The sequence below is a fragment of the Bradyrhizobium sp. WSM471 genome (assembly GCF_000244915.1).
Lineage (GTDB): Bacteria > Pseudomonadota > Alphaproteobacteria > Rhizobiales > Xanthobacteraceae > Bradyrhizobium.
Genome location: NZ_CM001442.1, coordinates 3,035,551 through 3,053,116, shown reverse-complemented (window position 1 = coordinate 3,053,116; position 17,566 = coordinate 3,035,551). Strand labels below are relative to the sequence as shown.

Annotated in this window: 19 protein-coding genes; 8 read left to right on the top strand and 11 right to left on the bottom strand. The window is 64.7% G+C overall.

All coding sequences use genetic code 11. From position 1 onward, the window contains the following. Nucleotides 1–2: 2 nt before the first annotated feature. The 3 genes from BRA471DRAFT_RS13250 to BRA471DRAFT_RS13240 all read left to right on the top strand — a co-directional run bounded on the left by BRA471DRAFT_RS13250 (nucleotide 3) and on the right by BRA471DRAFT_RS13240 (nucleotide 3,092). Nucleotides 3–1,352 carry an aspartate aminotransferase family protein gene (locus BRA471DRAFT_RS13250; RefSeq protein WP_007607935.1) on the top strand — a complete coding sequence of 450 codons (1,350 nt, stop codon included), beginning with the start codon at nucleotides 3–5 and terminating at the stop codon, nucleotides 1,350–1,352. A gap of 12 nt (nucleotides 1,353–1,364) precedes the next feature. Beyond that, on the top strand, nucleotides 1,365–2,378 hold the full coding sequence (locus BRA471DRAFT_RS13245; RefSeq protein WP_007607934.1) for an amino acid ABC transporter substrate-binding protein: 1,014 nt from the start codon (nucleotides 1,365–1,367) through the stop codon (nucleotides 2,376–2,378). Between the two features lie 63 nt (nucleotides 2,379–2,441). Further along, on the top strand, nucleotides 2,442–3,092 hold the full coding sequence (locus BRA471DRAFT_RS13240) for an aspartate/glutamate racemase family protein (protein ID WP_007607933.1): 651 nt from the start codon (nucleotides 2,442–2,444) through the stop codon (nucleotides 3,090–3,092). On the opposite strand, the gene BRA471DRAFT_RS13235 is transcribed toward BRA471DRAFT_RS13240, so the two are convergent. After that, a complete protein-coding gene (locus BRA471DRAFT_RS13235; RefSeq protein WP_007607932.1) occupies nucleotides 3,089–3,736 on the bottom strand; it encodes a TetR/AcrR family transcriptional regulator in 648 nt (215 codons plus the stop codon). The two genes, BRA471DRAFT_RS13240 and BRA471DRAFT_RS13235, sit on opposite strands and share 4 nt — an antisense overlap. A 134-nt stretch (nucleotides 3,737–3,870) precedes the next feature. Here BRA471DRAFT_RS13235 and BRA471DRAFT_RS13230 point away from each other — a divergent pair, with 134 nt between their 5' ends. The 5 genes from BRA471DRAFT_RS13230 to BRA471DRAFT_RS13210 are packed head-to-tail and all read left to right on the top strand — an operon-like array spanning nucleotide 3,871 to nucleotide 8,632. Further along, nucleotides 3,871–4,080 carry a ferredoxin gene (locus tag BRA471DRAFT_RS13230; protein ID WP_007607931.1) on the top strand — a complete coding sequence of 70 codons (210 nt, stop codon included), beginning with the start codon at nucleotides 3,871–3,873 and terminating at the stop codon, nucleotides 4,078–4,080. Between the two features lie 56 nt (nucleotides 4,081–4,136). Beyond that, nucleotides 4,137–5,360, top strand: a complete 1,224-nt coding sequence (locus tag BRA471DRAFT_RS13225) for a cytochrome P450 (RefSeq protein ID WP_007607928.1) — start codon at nucleotides 4,137–4,139, stop codon at nucleotides 5,358–5,360. A 33-nt stretch (nucleotides 5,361–5,393) separates the two neighbouring features. Then, the gene (locus tag BRA471DRAFT_RS13220) at nucleotides 5,394–6,716 is read left to right on the top strand and encodes an MFS transporter (RefSeq protein WP_007607924.1); all 1,323 of its coding nucleotides are present in this window, start codon (nucleotides 5,394–5,396) and stop codon (nucleotides 6,714–6,716) included. Between the two features lie 3 nt (nucleotides 6,717–6,719). Further along, complete coding sequence (locus BRA471DRAFT_RS13215) at nucleotides 6,720–7,382, top strand: sulfite oxidase-like oxidoreductase (RefSeq protein ID WP_007607923.1); 663 nt, start codon at nucleotides 6,720–6,722, stop codon at nucleotides 7,380–7,382. Nucleotides 7,383–7,408: 26 nt separating this feature from the next. Beyond that, nucleotides 7,409–8,632, top strand: a complete 1,224-nt coding sequence (locus BRA471DRAFT_RS13210) for a bifunctional alpha/beta hydrolase/OsmC family protein (protein ID WP_007607922.1) — start codon at nucleotides 7,409–7,411, stop codon at nucleotides 8,630–8,632. Between the two features lies 1 nt (nucleotide 8,633). On the opposite strand, the gene BRA471DRAFT_RS13205 is transcribed toward BRA471DRAFT_RS13210, so the two are convergent. From BRA471DRAFT_RS13205 to paaX, 10 genes are all read right to left on the bottom strand, one after another. Beyond that, entirely contained in the window at nucleotides 8,634–9,716 is a 1,083-nt protein-coding gene (locus tag BRA471DRAFT_RS13205) for a YeeE/YedE family protein (RefSeq protein ID WP_007607921.1), read from the bottom strand. Between the two features lie 2 nt (nucleotides 9,717–9,718). Further along, nucleotides 9,719–10,723 (bottom strand): zinc-binding alcohol dehydrogenase family protein, encoded by a 1,005-nt coding sequence (locus BRA471DRAFT_RS13200; RefSeq protein ID WP_007607920.1) that lies wholly within the window; start codon nucleotides 10,721–10,723, stop codon nucleotides 9,719–9,721. A 181-nt stretch (nucleotides 10,724–10,904) separates the two neighbouring features. After that, nucleotides 10,905–12,236 (bottom strand): phenylacetate--CoA ligase PaaK, encoded by a 1,332-nt coding sequence (gene paaK / locus BRA471DRAFT_RS13195; protein ID WP_007607919.1) that lies wholly within the window; start codon nucleotides 12,234–12,236, stop codon nucleotides 10,905–10,907. 28 nt (nucleotides 12,237–12,264) lie between these two features. Further along, entirely contained in the window at nucleotides 12,265–12,714 is a 450-nt protein-coding gene (paaI, locus tag BRA471DRAFT_RS13190; RefSeq protein WP_007607918.1) for a hydroxyphenylacetyl-CoA thioesterase PaaI, read from the bottom strand. Nucleotides 12,715–12,769: 55 nt separating this feature from the next. After that, nucleotides 12,770–13,852, bottom strand: coding sequence for a 1,2-phenylacetyl-CoA epoxidase subunit PaaE (gene paaE / locus BRA471DRAFT_RS13185; RefSeq protein WP_007607917.1), 1,083 nt, complete (start codon nucleotides 13,850–13,852; stop codon nucleotides 12,770–12,772). 2 nt (nucleotides 13,853–13,854) lie between these two features. Next, complete coding sequence (paaD, locus tag BRA471DRAFT_RS13180) at nucleotides 13,855–14,358, bottom strand: 1,2-phenylacetyl-CoA epoxidase subunit PaaD (RefSeq protein WP_007607915.1); 504 nt, start codon at nucleotides 14,356–14,358, stop codon at nucleotides 13,855–13,857. Next, the gene (gene paaC, locus BRA471DRAFT_RS13175; protein ID WP_007607914.1) at nucleotides 14,352–15,128 is read right to left on the bottom strand and encodes a 1,2-phenylacetyl-CoA epoxidase subunit PaaC; all 777 of its coding nucleotides are present in this window, start codon (nucleotides 15,126–15,128) and stop codon (nucleotides 14,352–14,354) included. The genes paaD and paaC overlap by 7 nt, the downstream gene beginning before the upstream one ends. 130 nt (nucleotides 15,129–15,258) lie before the next feature. Continuing rightward, on the bottom strand, nucleotides 15,259–15,546 hold the full coding sequence (gene paaB / locus BRA471DRAFT_RS13170; RefSeq protein WP_007607912.1) for a 1,2-phenylacetyl-CoA epoxidase subunit PaaB: 288 nt from the start codon (nucleotides 15,544–15,546) through the stop codon (nucleotides 15,259–15,261). Between the two features lie 10 nt (nucleotides 15,547–15,556). Continuing rightward, nucleotides 15,557–16,549: a 1,2-phenylacetyl-CoA epoxidase subunit PaaA gene (paaA, locus tag BRA471DRAFT_RS13165; RefSeq protein WP_007607910.1), complete on the bottom strand. Its 993-nt coding sequence runs from the start codon at nucleotides 16,547–16,549 to the stop codon at nucleotides 15,557–15,559. 76 nt (nucleotides 16,550–16,625) lie between these two features. Next, nucleotides 16,626–17,492 (bottom strand): phenylacetic acid degradation operon negative regulatory protein PaaX, encoded by an 867-nt coding sequence (paaX, locus tag BRA471DRAFT_RS13160; RefSeq protein WP_007607908.1) that lies wholly within the window; start codon nucleotides 17,490–17,492, stop codon nucleotides 16,626–16,628. Nucleotides 17,493–17,566 lie beyond the last annotated feature (74 nt).

Below are 17,566 nucleotides of genomic sequence, written 5' to 3'. Positions count from 1 at the left end.
CCATGGCCGCTCGCACCAGCCGCGTGCTGCATCGCTCGCTGCGCGAAACGCCGCCCAAGGCGATCGGCGGCGAAGGCGTCTATCTCTTTGCCGAGGATGGACGCCGCGTGATCGACGCCTCCGGCGGCGCGGCAGTCTCTTGCCTCGGCCACCAGCATCCACGCGTCATCGCGGCGATGACGAAGCAGGCCTCGACGCTGGCGTACGCCCACACAGCCTTCTTCTCGTCCGAGCCGGCGGAGGCCCTTGCCGAGACGCTGGTCGGCCATGAGCCCGGCGGCCTCGCCTACGCCTATTTCGTCAGCGGCGGGTCGGAGGCGATCGAGGCCAGCATCAAGCTCGCGCGGCAGTATTTCATCGAACGCGGCGAGCCGCAGCGGCAGCATTTCATCGCCCGGCGGCAGAGCTATCACGGCAACACGCTCGGCGCGCTGGCCGCCGGCGGCAATGCCTGGCGGCGTGCGCCCTATGCGCCGCTGCTCTCCGACGCCTTCAGCCATGTGACCCCGGCCTTCGCCTATCACGAGAAGCACGAGGGCGAATCCGATGCGCAATTCGTCGCCCGGCTTGTGGCGGAGCTCGAAGCCGAGTTTCAGCGCCTCGGTCCCAATACGGTCGCCGCGTTCCTCGCCGAGCCCGTCGTCGGCGCCACCGCAGGTGCCGTGACGGCGCCGGACGGTTACTTCAAGGCGGTGCGCGAGATCTGCGACCGACACGGCGCGCTGCTCATCCTCGACGAGGTCATGTGCGGCATGGGCCGCACCGGCACCACGCATGCCTGGGAGCAGGAAGGCATCGCGCCCGACATCCAGGCGATCGCCAAGGGCCTCGGCGGCGGCTACCAGCCGATCGGCGCGATGCTCGCGAGCGGCAGGATCATCGACACAATCCGCTCAGGCTCGGGCGCCTTCCTGCACGGCCACACTTATCTCGCTCATCCCCTCGCTTGCGCTGCCGCCCTCGCGGTGCAGGACGTGATCCGCGAGGACAGCCTGCTCGACCGAGTCAAGGAGCGCGGCAAGCAGCTCGAGCAGCGGCTCACCGAGCGATTCGGCAATCACCGCCATGTCGGCGATATCAGGGGCCGCGGGCTGTTCTGGGCCATCGAGCTCGTCGCCGATCGCGCCAGCCGGACCTCGTTCGATCCCGCGCTGAAGCTGAACCAGAAGATCAAGGCGGAGGCCTTCGCCAACGGCCTCGGCTGCTATCCCGGCGGCGGCACCGCGGACGGCGTCCGTGGCGACCACGTGCTGCTGGCGCCGCCCTATATCACCTCCGCGGAGGAGATCGATCTGATCGTCGACAAGCTCGGCACGGCCGTCGACAGCGTATTGCGTCGTGTCAATCACTGAGGGGAGAATAGCATGATGAGAAGAGTGGTTATCATAGCCGGCGTGCTCGCGGCATCGACGGTGGTCGCGTCGGCGGCAACGCTCGACACGGTGAAAAGCCGCGGCACGCTGATATGCGGCGTCAGCGCCGGTTTTGCCGGCTTCTCCGCGCCGGATTCGCAAGGCAACTACAAGGGTCTCGACGTCGATTATTGCCGCGCGCTCGCCGCCGGCGTGCTCGGCGATGCCAGCAAGGTGCGCTACGTCTCGCTGACCGCGCAGAACCGCTTCACCGCGCTCCAGTCCGGCGAGATCGACGTGCTCTACCGCAACTCGACGCAGACCTATCTGCGCGGCGTCACGCTGGGCCTGCGGCAAGGCCCAATCAACTTCTACGACGGTCAGGGCTTTGTCGTGAAGAAGGACCTCGGCGTGAAGGAGATCAAGGATCTCAAGGGCGCCACCGTCTGCGTCGCGCAGGGCACTACGCATGAGGTCACGCTCGGTGACTACGGCCGCGCCAACGGCATCGACTGGAAGCCACTGGTGTTCGACCGCGTCGACACCATGTACCAGACCTTCTTCGGCGGGCGTTGCGATGCCATGACCCAGGACGCTTCCGCGCTCGCAGGCGCCGTGACGACCGCGGCGCCGAACGCGGCCGACTACGTCGTGCTGCCGCAGACCATCAGCAAGGAGCCGCTCGGCCCCTTCACCCGCAATGGCGACGAGGTCTGGAGCGACATCATCACCTGGCTGCATTACGGCTTGATCGAGGCCGAAGAGCTTGGCGTCACACAGGGCAATGTCGACGAGATGGCGAAGTCGCCGACGCCCGCGATCCAGCGCCTGCTCGGTGCTTCCGGCGATCTCGGCTCGCGGCTCGGGCTCGACAACAAATGGCTGGTCACGGCCATCAAGGCCACCGGCAATTACGGCGAGATCTACGAGCGGAATGTCGGCAAGGCGAGCCCGCTCAAGCTCGAGCGCGGCCTCAACGGCCTCTGGAGCAAGGGCGGCTTGATGTACGCGGTGCCGTTCAAGTAAACGCTTCGCGTGTCCCGGACGCGCGGCGTCCGGGGCACGCGACCTCCCATCAGGTAACGTTCAATGCCGACGTCTCCTCGCATCGCCCTGATCCACGCCCTCAAGCATTCCATCGCTCCGATCGAAGCTGCGTTCGCGAAGGCGTGGCCGGAAGCGCGGCTGATGAACCTGCTCGATGACAGCCTGTCGTCGGATCTGGCGCGTGACGGCAAGCTCAACGATGCCATGACCGAACGCTTTCTTGCGCTCGGTCGTTACGCCGCGGCAACAGGCGCGGATGCGATCCTGTTCACCTGCTCGGCCTTCGGTCCCTGCATCGAGGCGGTCGCGCGCGCGCATGCGCCGATGCCGGTGCTCAAGCCGAACGAAGCCATGATCGAACGGGCGGTGACGATGGGCCAGCGCATCGGCCTGCTCTCGACCTTCCCGCCGACGCTGGCCTCGATGCCGCCGGAGTTTCCTTCCTCCGTCCAGATCGTACCGAAGCTTGCCGAAGGCGCGCTGGCCGCGCTCGACCGCGGCGACCGCGCTACGCATGACCGGCTGATCGTGGAAGCCGCACGCGATTTGCGCGATTGCGACGTCGTCGCGCTCGCGCAGTTCAGCATCGCGGCAACTGCGCCCCTCGTGGCAGAAGCCACCGGCCGCGCTGTGGTGACGACGCCTGACAGCGCCGTCGAGAAGCTGATGAAGCTGTTGGCGGCGAAGGCTTAAGCGCCGGCCTTTTTCCGGCGTCGCGCGCCCTTGATCGCCGCCGCAAGCGCGACCTTGGTTTCGCTGACAAAATCCTCGACAAGGTCCTCGCGCGTGGCATGGGCCGCCTCGCCGGTGAACAGTCCCTGCTCAGCCAACATCACCACGCCGTGCACCGCCGCCCAGATCTTGAGCGCCTGCCGCTCGCGCAAGTAATCAACTGCCGGAGCTTCCAGCGCTTCGACCACGAGCGCAAAGGTTTCGCGCGTCGCTTCGTGCAGCTCGCTGCCTTTCGCCGCACACGACACCGTGCGCGAGGCGAACATCAAGCGGTAGATGCCATTGCGCCGTAAGCCGAAATCCAGCGTCGCCTGGGCCAGCAGCGACAGTTTCGAGCGCTTCGACGGCTTTGCCATCGCCGCCCGCAAGATCCCGCTGAGTTGCCGGAACGCCTCCGCCGTCACCGCCGTTAGCAGCGCCTCGCGATCGGCAAAATGCCGGTAGGGCGCCGGCTGCGAGACGCCCAGCTGCTTTGCAAGCGCCTTGATGCTGATCGCCTCCGTCCCGCCCTGCTCGGCTTCGCGCAGCGCGGCCTTGATCAAGGCGTCGCGGAGATCGCCATGGTGGTAGGTATTCTCGGGCTTGCGGGCAAGTTGTGAACGCATCTTGCGCAGAGCCTATAAGTTTGCGCTTGACAGGGGAAGCCTGCCGCGAATGTAATAGCCTATAACTTGAACAAGAACTCAAATGGGAGCGCGTGCCGGCTTCGACCGGGGCGCACACGACCGAGGAAGCCGCCATGACAGAGCGACTGAGGGTTCACGTCGATCCGGACAAATGCCAGGGGCACGCGCGCTGCAAGGCGCTGGCGCCGGAGCTGTTCGAGCTCGACGAATACGGCAACGCCCACGAAGCCGGCGACGGCACCGTCCCGCCCGGCCTCGAAGACAAGGCCTGGCTTGCCAAATCCAATTGTCCGGAAATCGCAATCGACGTGATCGAGGAGTAGCGCAGCCGCTGCCGCCCGCGTGCCTTCCGCGACCACGAGCCCCAAGGGATTTCCAGATGTCCGACATCAGCCAGCCCGCCGCCCATCCGCCCGTGACCGACTGGGTCCATGATTTCGACCACACCGATCCGCAATGGACCGAAGATCCCTTCCCGATCTGGGACGAGCTGCGCGCCGCAAGCCCGGTCGTGCACACCGAGCGCTTCCTCGGCTGCTACCTGCCGACGACCTATGAAGCGGTGCGCGAGATCGCCAACGACAGCGAGCATTTCTCCTCACGCCGCATCATCGTCCGCGACGTTCGGCCGGAGATCACCAGCAGAAACTCCGCCCCGCCGATCACGTCCGATCCGCCGGTGCACAAGCCAGCCAAGCAATTGCTGCTGCCGCCGTTCACGCCGGACGCGATGAAGAAGCTGGAGCCGCGGGTGCGCGCGATCTGTAACGAGTTGATCGACGGTTTCATCGCTGAAGGCCGACTGGACGCGGCAGAGCGCTACACCAAGCACATTCCGGTTCGCGCGATCGCACACATGCTCGGCATCCCCGAGACAGACAGCGATCTCTTCATCCGCTGGATCCACATGATCCTGGAACTTGGCATCAAGGACGAAAACACGCTGCTCCAGGCGGTGCAGGAGATGACCGTCTATTTCAGCGGCCATATCGAGGCGCGCAAGACCAAGCCGACCGACGATCTTATTTCCTACCTGATGAATGCCAGGGACAAGGACGGCAACCCGCTCGAGGATTCACACGTGCTGGGCTCGCTGCGCCTGCTCCTGATTGCCGGCATCGACACCACCTGGAGCGCGATCGGCTCCTCGCTCTGGCACCTCGCCCGGACGCCCGCCGACCGCGAGCGCCTGGTCGCCGAGCCCGGGTTGATCCCGACCGCGGTGGAGGAGCTGCTGCGCGCCTATTCGCCGGTGACGATGGCGCGCGAAGTGGTCAAGGAGACCACGATTTCCGGCTGCCCGGTCAAGGCGGGCAACATGGTGCTGCTGTCCTTCCCGGCCGCCAACCGTGACCCGAAAATGTTTCCGGATGCTGACAAGGTCGTGATTGACCGCCGCGAGAACCGGCACGCCGCCTTCGGCCTCGGCATCCACCGCTGCGTCGGCTCGAACCTTGCGCGCATGGAAATGCAGGTTGCACTGGAGGAATGGCTGAAGCGAATTCCGGACTTCGCCCTCGATCCGGCAGGCACGGTGACCTGGTCACAGGGAACCGTCAGAGGTCCCCGCCAGTTGCCATTTTTGCTTGGAAAGGCGATGTAGACCTCTCCAAACAGCGATACGGAGAGGCCGGACGTGACTGAGCAACTAACGCGACCGGCCTCCGACCACATTGACGTTGCCGACGCCAAGCGCCGGATCAAGGCGATCTTCATCGGCTCGATCGGCAATTTGGTCGAGTGGTACGACTTCTACGCCTACACCGCGTTTGCGCTCTATTTCGCTCCCGCCTTCTTTCCCGGCAACGACCCCGTCGTCCAGCAATTGAATGTCGCCGTCGTATTCGCAGCGACCTTCCTGATGCGGCCCCTGGGCGGCTGGCTATTCGGCTATATCGCCGATCATTACGGGCGGCGCATCTCGCTGACGCTGTCGGTCGTCTTCATGTGCTTCGGCTCGCTGATCATCGCGTTGACGCCGACCTACGCCACGATCGGCTTCGCCGCACCGGTGATCCTGGCGCTCGCCCGCGTCATCGAAGGCTTGAGTCTCGGCGGCGAATACGGCGCCAGCGCCACCTATCTCAGCGAGGTCGCCGACCCCAAGCATCGCGGCTTCTATTCGAGCTTCCAATACGTCACCCTGATCGGCGGCCAGCTCACCGCGATCATCGTACTGTTGGCTCTGCAAAAGATCTTCCTCACGCCGGAGGAACTGAGAGCCTGGGGCTGGCGCATCCCGTTTGCGATCGGTGCGGCGCTCGCGATCTTTGCCGCGGTGATGCGGCGCGGCTTGCACGAGACCGAGGCCTTCGAAGAAGCCAGGAAGGTGGTAAAGCCGACCGGCTCGCTCACCAATTTGCTGCGCTATCCCCGCGAGTTGCTCCTGGTGGTCGGCTTGACCGCGGGCGGCACCGCGGCGTTCTACACTTTCACCACCTATATGCAGACCTTCGTCAAGCTTTCGGTGGGGTTGACCGAGGACCAGACCACGTTCGTGATCTTCGGCACGCTGATCTTCGCGACCATCCTGCAGCCGATCTATGGCGCCATCTCCGACAAGATCGGCCGCAAGCCGCTGCTGATCTTCTTCGGCGTCGCTGGCACGCTCGCCACCGTGCCGCTCCTGATGACGCTGAAGGAGACCAAGTCGCCCTTCATTGCGTTCATCCTGATCTGCGCGGCCTGGCTGTTCGTTGCCGGATACACCTCGATCAACGCGGTAGTGAAGGCCGAGCTGTTCCCGACCAATGTCCGCGCCCTCGGCGTCGGCCTGCCTTATGCGATCACCGTCTCGATGTTCGGCGGCACGGCGCCGGCGATCGCGCTCTATTTCAAGAGCATCGGGCATGAGGCGTGGTTCTACTACTATCTTGCCAGCATCATCTTCCTGTCGCTGGTGATCTATTCTACCATGCGCGACACCAAGCACGCCTCCGCGATGCATCGCCACGAGTAGCCGATGGCCGAAGACAACGAACCGCCCGACAGCAAGCTGACGCGCACCAAGGAAAAATGGGCGCGCGAAGGCCGGTTTTTGACCGGCAAGATCACTCGCTCGGAGGATCAGCGCCTGCCGCCGGGCCAGCATCTGACAAAGGACTGGCCGGTACTCGATCTCGGGGTCGTGCCGCCGGTGTCGCGCGAGCGCTGGCGGCTCGACGTCTACGGCGCGATCGAGAACCCCGTGTTCTGGACCTTTGCCGAGTTCGCCGCCCAGAAGCAGGCGCAGTTCACCTCCGACATCCACTGCGTCACCACCTGGTCGCGCTACGACAATGAGTGGGAGGGGCTCGCTACGCGCGAGCTGCTCGCGGCCTGCCAGCCGCGCGAGGACGCGCGCTTCGTCGTGCTGCATTCCCACGACGGCTACACCACCAATCTCACATTGGACGACTTTGCCGCCGAGGACGCGTTGCTCGCCCATAGCTGGTCCGGTGAGCCATTGTCGGACGAGCATGGCGGCCCGGTGCGGCTGGTGGTGCCGCATCTGTATTTCTGGAAGAGCGCCAAATGGCTCCAGGCCATCGAGTTCCTGACCGAGGACGCGCCGGGCTTCTGGGAAGTCCGCGGCTACCATAATCGCGGCGACCCCTGGGCAGAGCAGCGCTATTCGGGCGATTAGGTTCAAGGCAAGGACGGGGGAAGCTCATGCCGACAGAGCGCTTTCAATTTACCGGCGAAGGCGGCCATCAACTTTCGGCCGCGCTGGAGCTACCCGACGGCGAGCCCGCGGCCTTCGCGCTGTTCGCGCATTGCTTCACCTGCGGCAAGGACACGCTGGCCGCCAAACGCATCTCGGTCGCGCTCGCCGCCAAGGGCATCGCGGTGCTTCGCTTCGACTTCACCGGGCTCGGTTCCAGTGAAGGGGATTTCGCCAATTCGACGTTTTCCTCCAACGTCGCCGATCTCGTGCGCGCCGCCGATCACCTGCGTAGCGTCCGCAAGGCGCCGTCGATCCTGATCGGTCACAGCCTCGGCGGCGCCGCGATCCTTGCGGCAGCAGGACAAATCCCGGAAGCCAAGGCGGTTGTGACCATTGCGGCACCATCCGATCCCGCCCACGTCACCGGCCTGTTCAAAGAGCATCTCGGCGACATTCGCACGCAAGGTGAGCTCGAAGTCTCGCTTGCGGGACGCCCGTTCCGGATCAAGCGCGAATTCCTCGACGATATCGCCGAGCACGAGCTGATGAAGGACGTCACCGGCCTGCACAAGGCGCTGTTGGTGATGCATTCTCCGGTCGACGATACCGTCGGCATCGACAATGCGACGAAGCTCTTCGTTTCCGCCCGGCATCCCAAGAGCTTCGTCTCGCTCGATCATGCCGATCATCTCCTGACCAAGCCGGCCGACGCGCTCTACGCAGCCGACGTGATCGCGGCCTGGGCGAGCCGATACATCGACACGGCGAAACCTGCGCAGGCGATGGATCTCCCCGAGGCGCCGCGCCGGGTCGTGGTGCAGGAGACCCGCAAGAGCAAGTTCAACCAGACCATCTCCGTCGGTCCGCATCAGCTCATCGCGGATGAGCCGGTCGCCGCCGGCGGCGAGGATGCCGGCCCTGGTCCCTACGATCTCCTGCTCGCTGGCCTCGGGGCCTGTACCTCCATGACCATGCGCCTCTATGCCGACCGCAAGTCGCTGCCGCTCGATCGTGTCACCGTCTCGCTGAAGCATTCCAAGATCTATGCAAAAGACTGCGCGGAGTGCGAGACGCGCGATGGCATGCTCGACCAGATCGAGCGCGACATCGCGATGGACGGCGCGCTCGATGCCGAGCAGCGCAAGAAGCTGATGGAGATCGCCGACAAGTGCCCGGTGCACCGGACACTAACCTCGGAAATCCGCATCGTGACCAAGGCCGTGGAATGATCTAGGCGGTGCTTGACGTTGTGTCGGTTACCGGCTTGAACGGGACTACGCGCAGCATCCCGCGCAAGCCCGCCGTCGTGCCGAGCAGGATGCCGGCGACGGCGACGAACGAGCCCAGCGCGAGCGTCGACACGCCGGTTAGCCCCTGCCCGATCGAACAGCCGAAGGCCATCACGCCGCCGATGCCCATCAGCGCGGCGCCACCGGCCGATCGCAGCATGTGGCTTGGCGAGGAATAGCCTTCGAGATGGAAACGGCCCGTCGCAAGCGCGGTGCCCAGACTGCCGGCGAAGACGCCGGCAACCGTCGCGATGCCGAAGTTCGGCGTCAAGCCGGTCGAGAGCATGGCATACTGCAGGCTGTCCGCGATCGGCGCGATGAAGGTGAGCGAGGTCACTGGGACGGGGTTGAAGTCATCCGCGCCGAGATAGCCGGTGACGAACCAGCCGCCCGCGACGAGGAGACCGACGATGACACCGGCCGCAATCTGGCCGGGCGAACGCCGGAACGCTGGGTGCGCGAAAGCAAACAGGATCAGCAAGACGACGATGACAGCAGCAGCCATCGCGCGCGAAACCGCTTCAGCCGGACCGAACATGGCCAACAGCGACGGCAACGAATTCATGTTGACCGTGGTTTGCGAGGCCTGGACCAGCGCGATGCGCGCCGGCGCAATCAGGCCCTTGAGCGTCATCTGCGCGGCGATGGCGAGCACGACCACCACGACGAAGGAGCGCAGATTGCCGCGACCGAGCAGCACCAGCGCGCGCGAACCGCAGCCGTTCGACAGCACCATGCCGTATCCGAACAGAAGTCCACCCAGAAACAGCACCGGCACCGAAAAGGACTGTTGCAGGTAGATCGATTTACCGAGATCGACCATGCCGTTGCCGGCGAGGAGTTGGCTCGCTGCGGTCGCGACCGCGATCGCCAGCGCATAGGTTCGTACCAACCGTCCATCCCCGTTCGATAGCCAACCGCGCATGCTGCTCATCAGGCAAAAGCCACTGAGCAGGCCGGTGGCGCCGTAAACCAGGCCGATGACGAGGCCCGCGAGGATGACGAGTTGGGTGGACGATTCCATGATCAAGGCTTCAGGATCACGCGGTCCCGGGACGAGCCGGCAACGGCGACATAGGCCTCCTTCGCGCGTTCGAGCGAATAGACGGCGTTCGCCTTGATGGGAAACGGTTTCAGGTACCCGCTCGCGAAGCCCGGGCCGAGGTCACGCAGCACAGCGCCTGTCGCGATCGACGACAGGCCGAGCGTGTCGATGCCGACATAGGTATGTTGCCCGCGATAGAATTCGAGGATGTTGAACTGCACGATGCGATCGATCGCGGCGATCAGGATCTGGCGGCCGCGAAGCGCGAGCGACTTGTGCGCCGCCTCGAAATAGGGATCGCCGACCGTGTTGAAGACGATGTCGGCGCCTCTACCATCGGTCAACTCGCGCACGCGTGTGGCGACGTCGGTCGCGGAAGCGTCGATCACCTCGATGGATGCGTTGGTGTGGCCCTCATAAGCTTCCGCCTTGCGCACCACGCCGATGACACGCGCGCCCTGCCAGGTCGCGATCTGCACCGCAGCTTGACCGACCTTGCCATTGACGCCGAACACCAGCACCGTTTCCCCAAGCTTTGGAATGCCGGCGCGGCGAAAACCCTCCATGGCGGTGACAAAGGGCACACCGATGCCGGCGGCCTCCTCCCAGGATACGGTTTTCGGCTTCTCCACCACCGCGTCGGATTCAACGACGAGATGGCTGGCGTGAGTGCCGTCGCGGCGGATGCCGAGATCGCCGGAGGAGCCGAACACCTCACGGCCGATCGTACCGGCCGGCCCGTCGATCACCACGCCGGCGTAATCGCGACCCGGCGTGCGCGGGAAGACGGCATAGGGCATCAGCCCGGTCGCGGCCTTGGCGTCGGAGGGATTGACGGCAGCGGCCTTCACCTCGATCAGGAGTTCATTCGGACCACGCGTGAGGGTATGACGCTCGATGGCAGGTGCAAGCGCGGCGGCGTTCTCTGCCTTGGCGTTGAGGCGCACGCAGCGCGCGTCGACGGCTTTGCGATCGGCTGGTGACATCGATGGACCCGTGATTTCTCGCGGGCCTTGTCGCCTCTGGAGAGAGCCAAGTCAACCGGCCTCGCCTCATTCTGAGGAGCCGCGCCAGCGCCGCCTCGAAGGATGAAGGCCCGCGTTGCAGCATCCTGGCCGGCATGGTTCGAGACGGCGCTGCGCGCCTCCTCACCATGAGGGGTGAGACCTAATCCTTCGGCCGCTTGTCGTAGAGACGCTTGGCCTTGCCGAGCGAGCGTTCCAGCGTGGCCGGCGCAACGACCCGCACGTTGGAGCTGATGCCGATCGTGTTCTTGACATGGGTTGAGATCCGATCGGCATGGTCGAGGAGACCCCGGCCATCCCAGCTCTCGGGCCGCGCCTCGGCAATGATGGTCAGTTCGTCCATGCGGCCTTCGCGGGTGAGTTCCAGAATGAAATGCCCGCCGCACCAGTCGGTGGCGAGCAGAACCTCCTCGATCTGGGTCGGGAACAGATTGACGCCGCGCAGGATGATCATGTCGTCGGAACGACCCGTGACCTTCTCCATCCGCCGCATGCCCGGCCGCGCCGTGCCCGGCAACAGTCGCGTCAGGTCTCGGGTGCGATAGCGGATCACCGGAAAGGCTTCCTTGGTGAGCGAAGTAAACACCAGTTCGCCCTTCTCGCCGTCGGGCAGCACCACACCGGTATCAGGGTCGATCACTTCAGGATAGAAGTGATCCTCCCAGATATGCAGGCCGTCCTTGGTCTCGATACATTCCTGCGCAACGCCGGGCCCGATCACCTCGGAAAGACCGTAGATGTCGGTCGCGTCCATGTCGAAGGCGTCTTCGATCTCGCCGCGCATCGCATTGGTCCAGGGCTCCGCGCCAAAAATGCCGACCTTGAGCGAGCATTGACGCGGATCGAGCTTCTGACGCTTGAACTCGTCGAGGATCGCCAGCATGTAGCTCGGCGTCACCGTGATGATGTCGGGCCGGAAATCGTTGATGAGCTGCACCTGCCGCTCGGTCATGCCGCCGGAGATCGGCACCACGGTGCAGCCGAGCTTTTCGGCGCCATAGTGCACCCCTAACCCGCCGGTGAAGAGACCGTAGCCATAGGCATTGTGGATGATCATGCCGGTGCGACCGCCGGCGGCCCGGATCGAGCGCGCCATCACGTCCGACCATGTGTCGATGTCGCGTTGCGTATAGCCTACCACGATCGGCTTGCCCGTCGTGCCGGAGGACGCATGCACGCGCACCAGCTTTTCACGGGGCACGGCAAACATGTTGAAGGGATAGTTGTCGCGCAGATCCGTCTTCACCGTGAACGGGAATTTCGCAAGATCGGAGAGCTCGCGAAAGTCGGACGGATGCACGCCGGCCGCGTCGAAGGCCTTGCGATAATGCGGGACGTTGTCGTAGGCGTGCTTCAGCGACCAGGCCAGCCGCTGCGCCTGCAGTGCCATGATCTCGTCGCGCGATGCGCGCTCATGCGCATCCATTTCGGCGCGATAGGTGTTACCACCTTCCTTGAGCCTCGACAGAGCCATCCTCATTTCCCCGTATCATTGCTTTTCTTTATTGATTGTGCGCCGGCAGCCAATTGCCGGGAATGACCCGCGAGTGCCCGCGGAATTCGGCGATGACTGTATCGCCGGCAGTGACGCGCACGTCATAGATGCCGGACCGGCCGCCGCGCGCAACTTCGCGCGCTCTTGCGACGAGGCGATCGCCGAGCTTGCCCGGCTTGATGAAGGTGATCTGTCCCTGCGCCGCCACGACGCGGTCGTTGTGCGAGTTGCACGCGAAAGCGAACGCGGAATCGGCAAGCGTGAAGATGAAGCCGCCATGGGCGATGCGCTGGCCGTTGACCATGTCCGGCCGTACAGTCATAGCGAGCGTCGCATAGCCCGGGCCGATCTCGACGATCTCCATGCCGAGTCCCTTGGAGGCGTCGTCCTCCGCCCACATCGCATCGGCGCAGGCGCGGGCAACATCCTCGGGCGACAAGGTGGCTTTGACGTTCACGCGCTCCTCCCGTCCGGTTGTTTGGAGACGATGTTCTGCTGCCCGGCTGAAACTGTCAAACGTGGTCGTAATCGACCACAACCCGCTCCGACGATGGCTTGGCCTGACAGGTCAGGACAAAGCCGGCCTTCAGCTCCCAGGGTTCCAGCGAGTAGTTGATGTCCATCGGCGCCTCACCCTCCACTAGTTTGGCACGGCAGGTCGAGCACATGCCGCCCTTGCAGGCGAAGGGCAGATCGACGCCGGCGCGTAGCGCGGCATCGAGGATCGCCTCGTCCTCGGCCACCGGCACGTCGCGACGCTTGCCGTCGATGATCAGCGACGCGATCGCTTTCGGCGGCGCGTCCGGCGCAACGATCTTCTTCGGCCGCGGCTTGCCGCCGAACTCCGAGACGAAGCGCTCGACATGGATACGCTCGTCCGCAATGCCGAGCCCTCGGCAGGTCGCCTCGATGTCCTCGCTCATGCCGGACGGACCGCAGATGAAGACGTGATCGACGCTTTCCGCCGGTACCAGCGAGCGCAGCAGCACCCTCACCTTGTCGCCGTCGAGCCGGCCGTGCAGGATCGGAATGTCCTGTTCCTCGCCCGAGATGACGTGGAAGATCGAGAGGCGATCGATGAAGCGATCCTTGAGCTCTTCGAGCGTCTCGAGGAACATGATGTTGTCGGTCGTGCGATTGCCGTAGAACAGGAAGAAGCGGCTGTCGGCTTCGCGCGCGAGCACGCCCTTCACGATCGACAGGATCGGCGTGATGCCGGAGCCCGCGGCAAAGCCGACATGGATGCGGCCGACGCCGGCAGGCGGGATCACGCCGAAGCGTCCCGTGGGCGTCATCACGTCCAGCGCGTCGCCACACTTCAAATCGTCCGCCGCCCAGCTCGAAAACGCGCCTCCATCGACCTTCTTGACGGCGATGCGTATCTCGCCGTCGTCGGGCCCGGAGCAGATCGAATAGGAGCGGCGCACTTCCTCGCCATCCAGCATGGTGCGGAGTGTGAGGTATTGGCCGGGGGTGAAGGCGTAGTCGGTCGCAAGCTCCGTCGGGATGGCGAATGTCAGCGATACGGCGTCCGACGCCTCGCGGCGGAGGTCGTTGACGGCCAGGCGATGGAAGCGCGGTGCGGCTGCTGACATGATCAATGACACTTGAAATAGTCAAAGGGTTCGCGGCAGGCCCTGCAGCGCCAGAGCGCCTTGCAGGAGGTCGAGCCGAATTCGGACAGCAGCTCGGTATTCGTCGAGCCGCATTGCGGGCACGCAACGGCCTGCTCGCCGAACAGCGCGCGGCCTGAATTCGAAGCCTGCGGCGGCGCGATTCCGTAGGCGTGAAGCTTCTGGCGGCCCTCTTCGCTCATCCAGTCGGTGGTCCAGGCCGGCGACAGCACGGTGCGGACCTTTGGATGGCGGAAACCGGCGCGCTCCAGCGCGACCTCGATTTCCAATGCGATCATGTTCATGGCCGGGCAGCCCGAATAGGTCGGCGTGATCGCGACCTCGACCTGATCGCCGTCGAGGACGACATCGCGGAGGACGCCGAGATCGGCGATGGTCAAAACCGGAATTTCGGGATCGACCACGCTCGCCGCAGCATCCCAGGCCCGTTGGCGCAGTTCGTTATGGGGCTCCAGCACCGTCACCATGTCTGCCCCGGGAAGGTACGCTGTATCGATTGCAGCTCTGAGAGAAGATGGCCGAGATGCTCGCTGTGCCGGCCCACGCGGCCGCCCTGCTGCATCCAGTTGGCCTGCGGCAGCTTGAGCGTTGCTTCGCCGATCACATCCGAGAGTGTCGTCAGCCAGCGACCGCGCAAGGTCCCTGGGTCTACGGCGATACCGGCATGGATCAAGGCGCGCTCGCCGTCGTCGACGGCAAACATCTCGCCGGTGAACGCCCAGAGATGATCGATGGCAGCCTGCGCGCGGGCGTGGCTCTCGTCGGTGCCGTCGCCGAGCCGGATGATCCACTCCGAGGAATGCCGCAAATGATAGGCACTCTCCTTCTCCGACTTGGCGGCAATGGCCGCAAGCGCCGCGTCGCGCGAAGCCATCATCGCACGCCAGTAGAGATCGGCGAAGGCGGAGTAGAAGAATTGCCGCACCAGCGTCTGGGCAAAGTCGCCGTTCGGCTGCTCGAGGAGCAGCAGATTGCGATATTGCCTGACATCGCGCAGGTAGGCGAGCTTGTCTTCGTCGTTGTCCTTGCCTTCGGCTTTGGCTGCGTAGGTGTAGAGCTCGCGGGCCTGGCCGATGAGGTCGAGCGCGATGTTGGAGAGCGCCATGTCCTCTTCCAGCATCGGTGCGTGCCCGCACCATTCCGACAGCCGGTGGCCGAGGATCAGCGCGTCGTCGGCGCGGCGCAATGCATAGAGCACCAGCGGCGTTTCAGAGATCTGGATGTTCGCGACGGGCATCTATCCTATCCACTTGTTCCGACCTCATCCTGAGGAGGCGCGAAGCGCCGTCTCGAACGATGGGCCGCGGGTCACGGGCCCTCATGGTTCGAGACGCCGCTTCGCGGCTCCACACCATGAGGAGAAAGAGCTACATGTGCCCCACTTCCTCAGGCACTTCATAGAACGTCGGGTGCCGGTAGATCTTCGATTCCGCCGGCTCGAACATCATCCCCTTCTCCGCGGGATCGCTTGCGGTGATCGCAGCCGACGGCACGACCCAGATCGAAAGGCCCTCGCCGCGGCGGGTGTAGATGTCACGGGCGGCCTGCAGGGCCATGGTGGCGTCGCTTGCATGCAGCGATCCCACGTGCTTGTGCGCGAGCCCGTTGCGGCTGCGAATGAAGACTTCCCACAGCGGCGTGTTCGGCGTGGCCATCGCGATCTCCCTACTCTGCCGCTTGTGCAGTTCGACGCTGCGCGCGCTTTGCGGCATAGCTAGCTGCCGCCTCGCGTACCCAGGCGCCCTCGTCATGCGCCTTACGGCGCGCAGCCATCCGGTCACGGTTGCAGGGGCCGTTGCCGGCGAGCACCTGCTTGAACTCGGTCCAGTCGATCTCGCTGTAACGCCAGTGCCCGTCCGCATCCTGAATCATGCCGGGATCGGGAATGGTGAGGCCGAGATATTGCGCCTGCGGGACGGTGGCGTCGACGAATTTCTGGCGCAGCTCGTCATTGGAGAAACGCTTGATCTTCCACTTCGTCGAAGTGTCGCTGTGCTGGCTGGTGGCATCGGGCGGCCCGAACATCATCAGCACCGGCCACCACCATCTGTTCAAGGCATCCTGCGCCATCGCCTTCTGCTCGTCCGAGCCACGGCATAGCGTCAGCATGATCTCGTAGCCCTGGCGCTGGTGGAACGACTCCTCCTTGCAGACGCGGATCATCGCGCGGGCATAGGGACCGTAGGAGCAGCGGCACAGCGGGATCTGGTTCATGATCGCGGCGCCGTCGACCAGCCAGCCGATGGTGCCGATGTCGGCCCAGGTCAGCGTCGGATAGTTGAATATCGAGGAATATTTTGCCTTGCCCGCGAGCATGGCGTCGACCAGCTCTTCGCGCGACGTGCCGAGCGTCTCGGCGGCGGCATAGAGATAGAGGCCATGGCCGCACTCGTCCTGCACCTTGGCGAGCAGCGCGGCCTTGCGGCGCAACGACGGCGCGCGCGTGATCCAGTTGCCTTCGGGCAGCATGCCGACGATTTCGGAATGGGCGTGCTGGGAAATCTGACGGGTGAGCGTCTTGCGATAGGCCGCCGGCATCCAGTCGTTCGGCTCGATGCGCTCTTCGGCATCGATGCGGGCCTGGAACTGCGCAGCCTTGCCCGCGTCCTCGAGGCCGCGATCATCGCTCTCGGCCGTATTCAGCGCCTGGGTATACATGCGCATCCTCCCAATCTTATTGGGAGCAATATATAACAGAAACTAAGTCATGCAAGATATTTCTGTAACATATCGATCAGGCCGCGAACCTTCGTTCCAGAAGCTTTCGTGCCGGTGGCAATGGCCCCTTCTCATTGGTTCCATGGCCATCAAGCCATTGTTCGGATGGGACGAGCAGCGCCCGATAGATCTCGCCGCAGAGTTCGCGGGCAGCCCTGCCCGGCCAATCGGCCGGCAGCAGGCTCTCGGGCAGCAGGGGATCGCGCAGCACGACGCGGCGGTAATGGTGGATCAGGAGGATGCGCGCGGTGAAGGCGTCGGCCTCGGACAAGTCGCTGCCCCGTGCGATCGCGGCGCGCAGCGGCTCGAACGTCTTCATGAACTTGAGATAGGCGTCCGCGGTGCGATCCAGCGGCCAGCTGGCACTGAGCAGCCGGCGGCCGCTGTCATCCTCGGCCGAGACTTCCAGACGGATGGCGCCCGCGGCCTCGTCCGGCACTGGCACGCCTGACGGCGCGACCCACACACCCGGCAGCGGGCTGCCGAAGCCGGCATTGCGGAGCGCCTCGCGCGAGGCGTCCCGATCCTCGCCATTGCCGATCAGCAGCAGCTCGAAGCGCCCGGTCCAGTCGGATGGCGGCGGATCGTAGATGTGGCGTGTCGCGGCCTCGAAGATCTGGCGGCCCTTGTCGGCCAAGCGGTAAAAACTATTGCGGCCGACCTTTTCGCGCGTCAGCCAGCCATCGGCGGCAAGCCGCGACATCGCGGTACGCACCACGCCGCTGTCGATGTCCAGGGTCTCGAAGAATTCCAGGAGCGTGCCGAGCCATACCGAGCCGCCACGCGGCACGATGGCATCGCCGAACACGGTGATGACGATAGAGCCGGTGCGCGACGGCTCGCGCTTGAGCTGCTCGATGATGCGGGACAACGGATGCGCCATGCGCGAGGCATAGCGCGTTTGGTGCGGGCGCGACAATGGACCGGTGCGACAATGCAAGAGCCGGGCTCAATCCT

Excerpts from the sequence above, each read along its gene's own strand:
- BRA471DRAFT_RS13250 (WP_007607935.1), top strand. The coding sequence starts at position 3 with ATGGCCGCTCGCACCAGCCGCGTGCTGCATCGCTCGCTGCGCGAAACG.
- BRA471DRAFT_RS13245 (WP_007607934.1), top strand. The coding sequence starts at position 1,365 with ATGATGAGAAGAGTGGTTATCATAGCCGGCGTGCTCGCGGCATCGACG.
- BRA471DRAFT_RS13240 (WP_007607933.1), top strand. The coding sequence starts at position 2,442 with ATGCCGACGTCTCCTCGCATCGCCCTGATCCACGCCCTCAAGCATTCC.
- BRA471DRAFT_RS13235 (WP_007607932.1), bottom strand. The coding sequence starts at position 3,736 with ATGCGTTCACAACTTGCCCGCAAGCCCGAGAATACCTACCACCATGGC.
- BRA471DRAFT_RS13230 (WP_007607931.1), top strand. The coding sequence starts at position 3,871 with ATGACAGAGCGACTGAGGGTTCACGTCGATCCGGACAAATGCCAGGGG.
- BRA471DRAFT_RS13225 (WP_007607928.1), top strand. The coding sequence starts at position 4,137 with ATGTCCGACATCAGCCAGCCCGCCGCCCATCCGCCCGTGACCGACTGG.
- BRA471DRAFT_RS13215 (WP_007607923.1), top strand. The coding sequence starts at position 6,720 with ATGGCCGAAGACAACGAACCGCCCGACAGCAAGCTGACGCGCACCAAG.
- BRA471DRAFT_RS13210 (WP_007607922.1), top strand. The coding sequence starts at position 7,409 with ATGCCGACAGAGCGCTTTCAATTTACCGGCGAAGGCGGCCATCAACTT.
- BRA471DRAFT_RS13205 (WP_007607921.1), bottom strand. The coding sequence starts at position 9,716 with ATGGAATCGTCCACCCAACTCGTCATCCTCGCGGGCCTCGTCATCGGC.
- BRA471DRAFT_RS13200 (WP_007607920.1), bottom strand. The coding sequence starts at position 10,723 with ATGTCACCAGCCGATCGCAAAGCCGTCGACGCGCGCTGCGTGCGCCTC.
- paaK (WP_007607919.1), bottom strand. The coding sequence starts at position 12,236 with ATGGCTCTGTCGAGGCTCAAGGAAGGTGGTAACACCTATCGCGCCGAA.
- paaE (WP_007607917.1), bottom strand. The coding sequence starts at position 13,852 with ATGTCAGCAGCCGCACCGCGCTTCCATCGCCTGGCCGTCAACGACCTC.
- paaD (WP_007607915.1), bottom strand. The coding sequence starts at position 14,358 with ATGGTGACGGTGCTGGAGCCCCATAACGAACTGCGCCAACGGGCCTGG.
- paaC (WP_007607914.1), bottom strand. The coding sequence starts at position 15,128 with ATGCCCGTCGCGAACATCCAGATCTCTGAAACGCCGCTGGTGCTCTAT.
- paaB (WP_007607912.1), bottom strand. The coding sequence starts at position 15,546 with ATGGCCACGCCGAACACGCCGCTGTGGGAAGTCTTCATTCGCAGCCGC.
- paaA (WP_007607910.1), bottom strand. The coding sequence starts at position 16,549 with ATGTATACCCAGGCGCTGAATACGGCCGAGAGCGATGATCGCGGCCTC.
- paaX (WP_007607908.1), bottom strand. The coding sequence starts at position 17,492 with ATGGCGCATCCGTTGTCCCGCATCATCGAGCAGCTCAAGCGCGAGCCG.